9 protein-coding genes are annotated in these 12,565 nt (G+C 34.4%); 3 read left to right on the forward strand and 6 right to left on the reverse strand.

Features of this window, described 5'->3' with window-relative positions:
• The first annotated feature begins 11 nt into the window (after positions 1-11).
• Complete coding sequence (locus AC1B0Z_RS10130; protein ID WP_483791870.1) at positions 12-1,175, forward strand: multidrug transporter; 1,164 nt, start codon at positions 12-14, stop codon at positions 1,173-1,175.
• Positions 1,176-1,259: 84 nt separating this feature from the next.
• On the opposite strand, the gene AC1B0Z_RS10135 is transcribed toward AC1B0Z_RS10130, so the two are convergent.
• Entirely contained in the window at positions 1,260-1,577 is a 318-nt protein-coding gene (locus AC1B0Z_RS10135; RefSeq protein ID WP_483791871.1) for a toxin-antitoxin system YwqK family antitoxin, read from the reverse strand.
• 287 nt (positions 1,578-1,864) lie between these two features.
• On the opposite strand from AC1B0Z_RS10135, the gene AC1B0Z_RS10140 reads away from it, so the two are divergent.
• Positions 1,865-4,162, forward strand: a complete 2,298-nt coding sequence (locus tag AC1B0Z_RS10140; protein ID WP_483791872.1) for an anion permease — start codon at positions 1,865-1,867, stop codon at positions 4,160-4,162.
• Between the two features lie 18 nt (positions 4,163-4,180).
• On the opposite strand, the gene AC1B0Z_RS10145 is transcribed toward AC1B0Z_RS10140, so the two are convergent.
• Entirely contained in the window at positions 4,181-6,658 is a 2,478-nt protein-coding gene (locus AC1B0Z_RS10145) for a TonB-dependent receptor (protein ID WP_483791873.1), read from the reverse strand.
• A 205-nt stretch (positions 6,659-6,863) separates the two neighbouring features.
• Between AC1B0Z_RS10145 and AC1B0Z_RS10150 the strand changes: the two genes are divergently transcribed.
• Entirely contained in the window at positions 6,864-7,727 is an 864-nt protein-coding gene (locus tag AC1B0Z_RS10150) for an OmpA/MotB family protein (RefSeq protein ID WP_483791874.1), read from the forward strand.
• Between the two features lie 74 nt (positions 7,728-7,801).
• Here AC1B0Z_RS10150 and AC1B0Z_RS10155 read toward each other — a convergent pair whose 3' ends face one another.
• From AC1B0Z_RS10155 to AC1B0Z_RS10170, 4 genes are all read right to left on the reverse strand, one after another.
• Positions 7,802-8,323, reverse strand: a complete 522-nt coding sequence (locus AC1B0Z_RS10155) for an RDD family protein (RefSeq protein WP_483791875.1) — start codon at positions 8,321-8,323, stop codon at positions 7,802-7,804.
• Between the two features lie 110 nt (positions 8,324-8,433).
• The gene (locus AC1B0Z_RS10160; RefSeq protein ID WP_483791876.1) at positions 8,434-10,227 is read right to left on the reverse strand and encodes a ribonucleoside-diphosphate reductase subunit alpha; all 1,794 of its coding nucleotides are present in this window, start codon (positions 10,225-10,227) and stop codon (positions 8,434-8,436) included.
• 3 nt (positions 10,228-10,230) lie between these two features.
• Complete coding sequence (locus tag AC1B0Z_RS10165; RefSeq protein ID WP_483791877.1) at positions 10,231-11,505, reverse strand: ribonucleotide-diphosphate reductase subunit beta; 1,275 nt, start codon at positions 11,503-11,505, stop codon at positions 10,231-10,233.
• Positions 11,506-11,983: 478 nt separating this feature from the next.
• Positions 11,984-12,547, reverse strand: coding sequence for a DUF3109 family protein (locus AC1B0Z_RS10170; protein ID WP_483791878.1), 564 nt, complete (start codon positions 12,545-12,547; stop codon positions 11,984-11,986).
• Between the last annotated feature and the right edge of the window lie 18 nt (positions 12,548-12,565).

Here is a 12,565-nt window from a genome sequence, read left to right on the forward strand (position 1 = left end):
AAGTTATAAAAATGAAAACAAACAAATTTCTTTTAGGACTATTAACACTTGCAGCACTTACTATAGTTGGTTGTGCAGCAGATGATACCGCCGATGTAATTATTAATCAAGGTGGTGCTGGTGGCCAAAATCCATCTGGTACAGAAATAGGAGGAACGCTAACAACAGACCTTACCCTTACCACAGGAACAGAATACAGTTTATCAAGTGCTTTAATAGTTCCTGAAAATGTAACTTTAACTATTGAACCTGGCGTGGTTGTTAAAGCTACTACTGGATCAGACGTTTATGTTGCAATACAACAAGGCGGCACTATTATGGCAGAGGGTACATCTTCAAATCCTATCGTATTTACTTCTAATTCCGCTACACCTAACCCTGGAGATTGGGGAGGTCTTATTATATTAGGGCGTGCACCAATAAATTCTGTAGTAGGTGGAGATGCTACTTCCACTTCTGAAATTGGAGGATTACCTTATGGGGGTAGTATTACAAATGATAATTCTGGAATTATAAGATATGTACGTATTGAGTACTCTGGTGGTGCTGCGGATGCTGCATCTGAAAATAACGGATTTTCATTTTATGCCGTAGGTAACGGAACAACTATTGACTACATCCAAGCCTTTGAAGGTGCCGACGATGGTGTTGAGTTCTTCGGAGGAACGGTTAATGCCTCTCATATCTCTGTTGTTGGAGCACAAGATGACTCAGTAGATTGGACAGAAGGTTATACAGGTACACTTACAGATGTATATATCGAACACAGACAATCCCATGATAAAGGTATTGAAGGTGATGGTTTCAATACCGACATAGGAAATAACTCTAATCCTGTTTTTTGGAGCGCCCCTACTGTAAATAATTTAACGATTAATGGATTAGGCTCAAGCAATGGCAATGAGGCCATCCGTTTAAGAGCAGGTACCCGCGCCATGTTTAACAATGTATTACTTGAAGGTTTTGAAGAAGGTTATGACTTAGACGATGAAGAAACAGGAACTGGCGTTCTTGCTGAAGAAACTGGTGTAACCAACATCACTTTTGATGATATAACACTTACACTAAAAAATGACACAAATGGTGCTTTTGATGCAGATTCATTCTTTACAGGTGTAGGTAATGGTATTGGAGCCGACTACGACTCTTGGAACTCTGGTTGGACGAGAAATTAGAAATTAATTTAGAGTTAATAATTAAAAAAAAGCATCACGCCATGGCGTGATGCTTTTTGTCTTAATTGGTTTAGTGGTATTTGTTTAGCTTGACGCTATGCTTTTTGAATAATCTACTTCTTTAAGTTTACCATCAATTACGTAAATCCATTTGCCAACTTTCTTACCTTCTTTGTAATAGGCAGTTACTATTTTTTCACCTTCTTCATTAAAGCTCAACCATTGTCCTTGTAATTTACCATCAGCAGTATAGGATCCTGTTTGACTAATTTCACCATTATCGTGGTAATACACCACATCAATTAAATTGGTTTCCTTATTGAGTGTTAATGTTCTTTCTTTTTGGGCGAAAACCGATGCGCTTATAAATAAAGCCGCTAAAATTACTATATATCGTTTCATGTCTGTGGGGTATTAATTAATAATTACTTTACAAATTTAGCGTAAAATTTACTTTTAGACAACACTTACATAACATTAACTTAACATTGAACTCATAAAAACTTGATTATCAATATTTTAATCAATGCTAAATTTTTAATTCTTAACATTGGAGTCAAAAATTATAATAAGAGCATAAGCTATATAAGTCTAGCGCAATTCAGTTATTATTAGAACATAACATTCCGTTAACATAGAGTTCATTTTAAAATAAGACATTTGTTTTGTAAATTATTTGTACCAAATTAATGGAGAATATTTATTCTTACATGCTAATTGCCTTAGCAGTTCTGGCAATTGCAGATTTAGTTGTGGGCGTTAGTAACGATGCCGTAAACTTTCTTAATTCCGCTATTGGTTCTAAAGCGGTCTCATTTAAAACTTTAATGATTGTTGCCAGTATTGGTGTCGCTTTTGGGGCAATGTCGTCCAGTGGAATGATGGAGATTGCCCGAAAAGGCATATTTGTACCAGGAGAGTTTATGTTTGACGAAATCATGATCATTTTCATGGCGGTTATGATAACGGATATTCTACTCCTTGATTTTTTTAATACTCTTGGGTTGCCGACATCTACTACGGTTTCTATTGTTTTTGAGCTCCTAGGTGCATCTGTATGTATTGCAATTTTAAAGATTACAGCAGATAATAGCGGGCAAACCTTACTGGATCTTGGTAATTATATTAACAATGAAAAAGCCATAGAAATTATTCTAGGCATATTGTTATCGGTGGTTGTGGCGTTCTCCATAGGCGCCATAATTCAATTTATATCAAGACTGCTTTTATCATTCGATTTTATAAATAAGCCTAAGTTTTACGGCGCTATTTTTAGTGGTTTTGCTATAACATCAATTTTATATTTTATTCTTATCAAGGGAATCAAAAATGCTGCGTTTATGAGCGGAGATTTTAAAACGTTAATCTTCAATAATAACACCGCACTTTTGTCCATTAGCTTTGTGCTGTTCACACTTGTATCATTTGCTATAATCTCTTTGTTCAAAACAAATATTTATAAAATTATCATTGTTATAGGGACTTTTGCACTTGCTGTGGCCTTTGCAGGAAACGATTTAGTTAATTTTATTGGGCCAACAACGGGTGCCTATCAAGCCTTTCTAGATTTTTCTAATCCTGAAGTGAATACTTTAGGACTTTCTGCATCTGAATTTACTATGGAAAGTTTAGGGAGCAAAATTTATACGCCCACATATATATTATTGGCCGCTGGACTCATTATGGTACTAACTCTATGGTTTTCCAGTAAGGCAAAGGCTGTTGTAAAAACCTCTGTAGATTTATCTAGACAAGATGATGTTGACGAACGTTTTGAACCCAACTTCCTTTCTAGAAATATTGTAAGATTAAGTATTGCTGCCTCTGAAAATTTTAACAATGTGCTTCCTGATGCCGCAAAACGCTATATCGATAAACAATTTAGGCATACTAGAATCCCAGCGTCGGTTAAAACAAAAGATTTACCTGCATTTGATTTGATTAGAGCATCGGTTAACTTAATGGTAGCCAGTGTCTTAATTTCAATTGCTACTTCAATGAAACTCCCGCTATCCACGACTTATGTTACATTTATGGTAGCAATGGGTACTTCGTTGGCCGACAGGGCTTGGGGCAGCGAAAGTGCAGTTTATAGAGTTGCTGGTGTACTAAATGTTATTGGCGGTTGGTTTTTTACTGCTCTAAGTGCTTTTGTAGCTGCCGCTGTTATGGCTTTAATTTTATATTATGGTGGCGTATATGCGCTTGTTGCGCTTTTAATTTTCACGGTTATTGTATTGATTAAAAATTACCTTACACACCGCAAACAATCTATAGAACAAAAAGAAGAAGATAAATTACAAAAGGCTGAGAGCAGTTCTACCCAAGGTGTAATTATTGAAAGTGCAAAAAATATTGCAAATGTTATTAAAAGAGGAAATAGAATTTACACTGGAGCTGTTAACGGTTTAGCCACCCATAATTTAAAGCTATTAAAAAAGAATAAAAATCAAATAGATAAGCTCTCGAACGAGATTGAAGACCTAAGAGATAATATTTATTATTTCGTTAAAAATTTAGAAGATCCAAGTGTAAATGCCAGTAACTTCTACATCAGTATTTTAAGTTATTTACAGGATATGGCACAGTCTTTAACTTACATTTCAAATGCAAGCTTTAAACATGTAAACAACAACCACAAAAAACTAAAGTTTACTCAAATTAAGGAATTAAAGGATTTAGATGCTCATTTAGAACGATTATTCAATAATACAAAGGTAGCTTTCGACTCCAGTTCGTTTGAGCATATTGGCATTATTCTGGCTGAAAAAAATAAGATTTTCGATATTGTTACGGATAAAATTCAAAAACAAGTTGAACGCACAAGAAGTGAAGAATCTAGCCCTAAAAACACAACGCTTTATTTTTCCTTTTTATTGGAAACTAAGGATTTGCTAACAGCAACCATGAGTTTGCTTGAAGAATATCATAACGCACATGACGCATCCGTTAAACCAGCAACAATAACTGGTAATGAAGAGGAATAAAATTGACTCTAGCAAATTCTAAAACTCTTTCTTCCCAAATTCACTATCAATAAATTTAGATTTATTTTTTCCTTGTTTAAAGGTATAGGAGAGATTTAAAACAATCATATCCACTTCGTAAATATAATTGGTAGTAGTAAAAAACTCATTGATTCTTTCAGTTGTAATACGTTGTTCATTAGTATCCAATAACCCCATATCAATATTCTGCCATTGCAGGGTCGCGGTAAGTCTATCCTTCATAAAGGATTTTTGAAAGGTTAGATTTGGTGAGTAGAAACGGGAATCTTCCCCTTGCGCAGTATTTCTATCAGATAAATAATTAAACGTGAATTGCAATGAAGCGTTATCCCAAAAACGCCACGTAGAATTTAAATTAATAGAATAAATAGTTGCATCGGTTTCTATTGGTCTATCATCAAAACTTCCTTCAATGCTGTAATTATAAATATTAGCACCAATAAAATTATTCCAGTTTTTAGTGGGCTTAAATTCTGCTCCAACCTCAATACCTATAGCCTTTGCATTCCCTACATTAGAATATATTCTATTTAAAATAGTATCGTTAAAAACGGTATTCACACGGTTTACCACATTTTTTACATTTCTGAAATATCCTGTTGCAAAAATAGAGTTACCACCTTTAAGTTGCTTTGTAACGCCCAACTCCACCAAATCGATAAACTCTGGTCTTAAGTTTTTGTCTCCTTGCTCTAAAGTTTCAGAGTGCTCACGTTCAGCAAATGGATTCATTTTAAAAGTTGAATTGCGTTCTACACGTTTACTATATGCTGCTTTAATATTGGTTTTTTTATTAAATTCATATTGAAGGGATGCCGAAGGATACAACCTTACAAAATCATACAGCAATGTTTCGTCAATTGTGTTGGTTTTATCTTTTAATCTAAATTTTCTATCCATTACCTCCAGTCGCGAACCTGCTGCATATTGCCACTTACCTTTTTTACCGGATAGTTGTACATATCCTGAATGAATGGTTCGCTCTAAATCTACTTCACTAGAAAACTCTGGTACCAATTCAAAATCATCATTAAAATCGGTTCGTCTTTCATAAATAAAATCTCCCGTATGGGTTAAGTCTCTGTATTGATAACCAGTTTCCAGTACACCAAAATCAAAAGGTTTGAATTTATAATCCAATTGAAAACGCATACCATTCAATGGGTTATCATTCGTATTAAATTCATCTTGAAATAAAATAGAACGATCGGGTTCTCCTAAATTCTGATTAACTGTTGGCCCTCCTAGAAGCGTATATTCATATAAAAAAGATGCTGATACTTCCGAACTATTTTCAAAACTGTGTATCCAATCCAAGCTTCCCAGAACAAAATCCCCCCTCCTTTCTCTTAAATTATGATTGAAATATTGAAAGGTATAATCTCTGTTATTACTATTTGCAGGTGTTACTGCATGATTGTCAAAATATACAATATCCGCCAAACGTGCTTTACTGCGTTTTCCTGCGAAAAACCCAAAGGAATACGTATTGGATTCACTTGGTGTAAAATCTACAGTAAAACGTCCGCTATAATTAGTTTCGTCAAAACTGCGCTCTCCAGTTGATGGAAATTGTGTTTTAGTATCGTTAATAATGGTAAACACATCGCCCTCCCTTCTTCCGCCTATGTCATTCCTTTGATAATTTCCTCCTAACGAAATGTTCCACATATCTGTTCTAACATTGTATGTGGCATCAACACCATGACGCTTATGGGATACATCATTACCATAAGTTTCAATAGAAGGCAGGCCTGCTTTGATGTTTATCTGACCAAAAGCACCATTTGCAGCACTTTTATTAGTTAAAATATTTATGATTCCTGCTTTTCCTTCGGGGTCGTATTTAGCGGATGGCGCTGTAATTACCTCAACTTTTTGGATGGCATTTGCAGGTAATTGCGCCATTAAGTTACTCACATTTCCTTGAATAGGGGTACCATTTAGTAACACCGTAAAACCAGTACTTCCACGAACACTAATTTCACCTTGGCTGTCCATACTCACCGATGGCAAATTCCTTATCACATCAATACCAGAACCGCCCTGTGCGTTTTTAAATTTTGAAGCTTCAAATACTTGTCGGTCAATTTTATTTACTACGGTATTTCGTTCCGCTTGCACCACAATTTCGTTTAACTGCGTACCTAGAACCAATTGAAGAGTTCCCAAATTAATGCTTTGCCCTTTCTTCAAGACCTTTATATTGCCTATTTGTTGTATTTCATAGCCTAAGAAAGAGGCCTCTAAATAGTAAATTCCTTTTTTAATCGTCTCAATTTTAAAGACTCCTTTTTCATTAGAAATAACACCGGCAACTAAGCTTCCATTGTTTACATCGTACAAAGCAGCAGTTGCATATTCTAGAGGTACATTTTGTTCATCAACTATAACGCCTTTTATTTGAGATAACCCCCAATACGGCAAGCTCAAACAACATATAAACAACAATATATAGTTGAATTTCGAAGACATGAATTAAGTTATATTGTTTAAGTACAAATCTAAACAAACTAAGGTGTTGCACATCACAATATGTTTAAAATTACTTTATCATTTAGTTTATTACTCCTTAAAATCTTGAGCAGTTGAGCTTACAGGTTTTTTTTAACAAAAAAAAGTATTTCAACGTCCAAATTCACACTTTCATCGTAATTAGAACAAACCTAAAGTTATTATTATGAAAAAAATTTCAATCACGCTTTTAATAGCAATCGTTACACTCTCATGTGTGTCTAAAAAGAAGTATGTAGCACTACAACATGAAAACGGTGAAATTAAAAGTGAACTACAAAAAACGAGAGTAGCCAAAGAAGATTTAGAAGCTAAGTTTGACAAAATTCAAACTAGAGTTGATGCGTACAACTCTAAAATAGCAACACTAAAACAAGAAAACGATGTAAAACTTGATGCTGTTGGAAATGTTGCTATAATTTCTAATGACACTAAAGCAAAAATGCGTGAAACACTTAAAAATGTAGATGCGGAAAAGCTAGCTAATGCGAAAACACTTAAGGATTCTATGAATTTAGCAGTTGCCTATAATCTTGAAAAAACGATTAGTGAAAGCAACATGGATGAAGATGACGATTTTGCTGTAAATATCAATGAAACTGTTGTGATGATTTCTATAGCCGACAATATGCTATTTAATACTGGAAGCTATAGATTGAGTTCTAAAGCTGATAATGTATTGAGGAAATTAGCTGACGTGATCAATTCTGAACCTAGCTTAGACGTTATGGTTGAAGGGCATACCGATGCCAGAACCATCAACACAGAGTTTCTAGCTGATAATTGGGATTTAAGTGTGATGAGAGCCACTTCTGTAGTAAGAAAACTTCAAGAAAAATATAGCGTTGCTCCTGAAAAATTAATTGCAGCCGGTAGAAGTAGTTACCAACCTGTTGCGGCTAATGATTCTCGAGAAAACAGAGCAAAAAACAGACGTACAAGAATTATCATTCTTCCAAATATAGATAAATTCTTTGCTTTAATGTCTGAAAACGATAATACTGTTGCTGAAAACAACATATTAGATTAATTAATCCTTTTTTAATCAAAAATTAAAAAGCATCACGCCCTTACGTGATGCTTTTTCTATTTTGTTAGTTTTAATTATTCCCTAAGGTGGGCTCCTATTTCGTCTAATTCGTTATAAGATTTCTTTTTTGCTTCAAATTTATCAATATCTACAACGTAGGTTTTTGAAATAGTATCATGCCAACCTCTTCCTTCGCTTCCAAGAAAGGAGAATGGTTCAAAAGGGATCATTCTAGAAAAACTTCTTTTTAAAAAATCTGAAGATGAAGGTCTTGAACCGTTTTCCAAAACAACTTTCGTTTTTGTAATAAACTTTCCTACACTCTTTCCTTTAGTCCAAAATTCGATTGCAAAATATATTAAGGCTAAAACAACCGCTGTAATTAATCTATCTAGCAACGGATTGGTATTCTCTAAATCATAAAGAAAAGAATCCATCGCTGTTGTATCTTCTGCAAATATATAGTAGACAAAAATAGGACCCAAAATAATCGCATAGAATATTAATAAGACTATAATTAAATCGACGATATAATGAGCAAAACGGTTTCCTTTTGAAGTGTATAAATCTGGTGTTATCTTAAAACCATTAGACATAATGAATATATAATTTATCTTACAAAGGTATAAATAAAAAGCATCCTAGTTCGGATGCTTTTTATAAAATTTCGAGTTCTTTTTATAAAAAAACTTTAGATAAAATTTATTTACCCTTCACAGCTCGCACATTCTTTTTTCTGTTTGAACTTTTGGGCAGCGTTCATACTATGTTGATAGTATAGCGACTTTAACCCTAGTTTCCATGCTGTAACATAAATCTTGTTGATGTCTTTTACAGGCATATCTGGATGCACAATAATGTTAACAGATTGCCCTTGATCTATATGGTTTTGTCTGTTAGCCGCCTGATATACAATGGTTAACTGATCTATTTCAGAATAAGTCTTAAACACATCGCGTTCGTGCTCTGTTAATTCCTCTTCCAAGTGTTGTACAGACCCATCATGATCTCGGATACTGCGCCATATTTCAGGTGTGTTTAACCCTTTTTCTTCCAAAAGATTTAATAAATAAGGATTCTTTATAGTCGTTTTTATTTTAGCGATATCCTTTACATAAATATTAGACCAAATAGGCTCTATACCTTGAGATACTTGCCCTAAAATAAATGCTGAAGATGTTGTGGGTGCAATAGCATTTAGTGTTGCATTACGTCTACCATAACCTTTCAACACTTCAGGTTCGCCAAATAAAACAGCCAATTCTTTTGATGCCTTATAAGATTTCTCTTCAATAGTTTTAAATATTTCACTATTTAAATTGAAGGCCTCTTGACTATCAAACGGTAACATTTTAGACTGTAATAACGAATGCCATCCTAATGCCCCTAAACCTAATGCTCTGTTAGACTTTGCGAAATTATAAGCACGCTCCATAAACATAAATGTCTGTCTGTCATCTAAGTCATCAGAGTCACGATACTCTTCAAGTTTTTCGGTAAACTCAGTAATTACAGCATCTAAGAAATATACCATGGTTTCTACCGCATCGGTATCTTTCCATTTGTCATAGTGCAATAAATTTACGGAAGACAATACACATACAAATGACCAATTTTCATTTGAAGGCAACATAATTTCAGTACATAAATTACTAGCCACAATTTTGTGATTGTTTTCTTTATATACATCTGCCGCTTGATTGTTGGCATGATCCTTAAAGAAAATATATGGATAGCCTATTTCGCCACGACGTTGAATGACCTTTGCCCAAATAGAACGCTTTTCAACATCACCATTAATCATTTCTTCCATCCATTTATCAGTAACTGATACACCGTGTGTCAATTCTTGGATTGAATTTCCTTCTGTACCAATTTCTAAAAACTCATTGATATCTGGATGCTCTACTGGTAAATATGGAGAAAAACGACCTCTTCTTACAGAACCCTGGCTTACCACATCCACCATTTTTTCAAATAATTGCATGATGTGTACCGCTCCAGAAGATGAACCGTTATTTTTTACTGGTGCACCTCTATGTCTTAAGTTTCCAAAATATCCAGAAGTTCCACCACCTAATTTAGACATCATCCCTACTTCAGATTGGGTATATAATATATTACCCATATCATCTGCAATATTAGACCCAAAACAGCTAATTGGTAAACCTCTCTTTTTCCCGAAGTTAGACCACACTGGTGATGCCAAAGAGAAAAAGCCTTCAGACATGTAGTTGTAAAACTTATCAGCGTAACCGTCAATTTTAAGGATTTGCTCCGCTCTTTCGGCTATTTCACGTATTCTTTCTTCTGGCGTAGCATCATCCGTTAAATATCCCGATGCTAAAAACTTTCGGCTATTTTCAGTTAACCATTCAAACTTTGGTTCGGTTTGACTTTGATTTGCATTCTTAATTTGCTCTTTTCTAGCATTAAGAAGTTCATCGTACTTTGAATGTTGCTCTGTTTTGGTGTCTTGTAGGTGGTCTTTAATTTTCATAGTTTAAAAAAGGTCGTCACTAGTTATACTTTTTGTTCTTTTACTGTAGTTAATGGATCGTTTTACAAAGAAGTCCCCGTGTTTGGTTCCTATTATCTCATCGTCAAACCACTCGGTTTGCGCTATTAGTTCGTCTTTTACTTCAAATACTTTATCTATGCCGATGCTTTCTAATGAGTCATTGAAGCGCTTTTTAATAAACTCGTTTACAACATCTTTTGATAAGAAATCTAATTCCCCTGCTTCAAAAATCCAATCTATGATATCACTTTCAGCCTTATAAGCCTCTTTGCATATTGTTTGAATTTTCGCATTGTAATCACCTCCAAACCACTCTGGGTTTTCTTTCTTAATGATTTTAATCACATCTATACCAAAGTCTCCATGTATTTGTTCTTCCTTAGAAGTTGCCTCTACAACATTAGAGATTCCTTTGAGCATATTTTTATGCTTGTTGAAGGCCATAATGATTAAGAACTGAGAAAATAACGAAACATGTTCTATGAAAAGTGAAAATAATAATATAGACTCTGCATATTCTTGAATATTATCACTCTTAGAATTCTTGAGGGCTGTTTCTAGGTAATGCACACGTCTCATAATCACAGGCTTTTTCTTAAGAGCCTTAAACTCTGCATTTAAACCTAAAATCTCTAATAGGTGCGAGTACGCATCGTGATGGCGCACTTCACTTTCTGCAAATGTTGAACCTACAGAACCTATTTCTGGTTTTGGCATTTTTTGATAAATATCACCCCAGAACGATTTAACCGCTACTTCAATCTGAGAAATAGCTAGCATGGTATTTTTAATAGCTGATTTTTCTACCGGACTAAGTTGCGCCTTAAAATCCTGAATATCACTAGTGAAATTAAACTCTGTGTGTATCCAATACGAATGTCTAATCGCATTTACATATTCGTATAAATCTGGATACTCATAAGGTTTAAGGTTAATACGTTTTTCAAAAATGTTAGTTTGCCTTTTTCTGGCTTGTTCATCTCTATACAGAATGTAAGCTTTAGCAGCATCGTGAAACGCACTATCCATTAATTTGTCCTCTACAATATCCTGTACCTGTTCAACATTAGGCACGTATCTTGAATCGACAGCTTTTCTGGCCAGTAGTGCTTCAAAAACCCTATCGGAAATGTCCTTGGCATCTTGTCTTGTACCATGATTTACAGAAAGCATTGCTTTCTCTATTGCACTTGTAATTTTTTCTAATTCGAAAGGCGTTGTTTCGTAATCGCGTTTAATGATATGTGTTATTTCCATACTTTGGTAATAGGTTAAATATTGACATACAAAATCCTGCAGGATATTCCCGTAAAAATAGACCTGAAAACCAGACTTATTTTTCTAAAACTTTATTGAAAAACACTTTTTGGTAAAAATGGCTTCAACAAAGATTATAAATTGTTAAATGCACTTTTGAGAACCTCTAAATACATTTTTAACAAGTTTATTAACAAGCTAAAGTTGTGTTTTTGCTCAGAATTGAGTGCAACAAAGATTGCAAAATGATTCATATGTTTTTACACCGATTAAAAAACCTTTTCAACAAGTTTTTAACAAACAAACAACTACCTAAGAATCAAGAAGTTTACAAAAAAAATTAATTAATTAATTGAAAATCAATATTTTATAAATTTTATAAAATCAAAAAGTTTACAAAAAAAATAAAAGTTTAAAACAGATGAACGCCCTGTTTTTAAGGCTTTTTAAGGTGTTTTAACAAGTGAATTTTGGGGTGTTAAAAAGTCTCAGCAACTTTTTCCAATTCGGCGTACCAATCCTCACCAAATTTTCTTATGAGTGCCTCTTTTACGAACTTATAAATAGGTACCTGAAGTTCTTTTCCAAGCGCACAGGCATCATCACAAATTTGCCATTTGTGATAGTTCACTCCCGAAAATTCCGTGTAATCTCTAACACGAATAGGGTATAAATGACAAGAAATTGGTTTCTTCCACGAAATCTCACCTTGATTGTATGCTTCTTCTATCCCGCAGAGTGCTACCTTATTTTCATCAAAAATTACATAGGCACAATCAGCGCTATTTATCAATGGGGTTTCCAGTTCACCATCGTCGGTAGTTATAGATGTACCTTGCTGTTCAATAGCCTTTATTCCTTCTGGCCTTAAAAAAGGCTTTACTTTAGGATAGATATCATCCAGAATCGCCACCTCATCTTCTTCTAAAGGCGCACCAGCATCCCCATCAACACAGCAAGCACCCTTACATGCATTTAAGTTGCACAAAAAGTCTTTCGTGATAATGTCTTCTGAAACGATAGTTTTACCAAGCTGGAACATGCGGCTCTAAAATTGAAA

The organism is Hyunsoonleella sp. J2K-J805 (assembly GCF_057167125.1).

Coding starts and splice junctions, on each gene's coding strand:
- AC1B0Z_RS10135 (WP_483791871.1), bottom strand. CDS start 1,577: ATGAAACGATATATAGTAATTTTAGCGGCTTTATTTATAAGCGCATCG.
- AC1B0Z_RS10170 (WP_483791878.1), bottom strand. CDS start 12,547: ATGTTCCAGCTTGGTAAAACTATCGTTTCAGAAGACATTATCACGAAA.
- AC1B0Z_RS10160 (WP_483791876.1), bottom strand. CDS start 10,227: ATGAAAATTAAAGACCACCTACAAGACACCAAAACAGAGCAACATTCA.
- AC1B0Z_RS10150 (WP_483791874.1), top strand. CDS start 6,864: ATGAAAAAAATTTCAATCACGCTTTTAATAGCAATCGTTACACTCTCA.
- AC1B0Z_RS10145 (WP_483791873.1), bottom strand. CDS start 6,658: ATGTCTTCGAAATTCAACTATATATTGTTGTTTATATGTTGTTTGAGC.
- AC1B0Z_RS10130 (WP_483791870.1), top strand. CDS start 12: ATGAAAACAAACAAATTTCTTTTAGGACTATTAACACTTGCAGCACTT.
- AC1B0Z_RS10165 (WP_483791877.1), bottom strand. CDS start 11,505: ATGGAAATAACACATATCATTAAACGCGATTACGAAACAACGCCTTTC.
- AC1B0Z_RS10140 (WP_483791872.1), top strand. CDS start 1,865: ATGGAGAATATTTATTCTTACATGCTAATTGCCTTAGCAGTTCTGGCA.
- AC1B0Z_RS10155 (WP_483791875.1), bottom strand. CDS start 8,323: ATGTCTAATGGTTTTAAGATAACACCAGATTTATACACTTCAAAAGGA.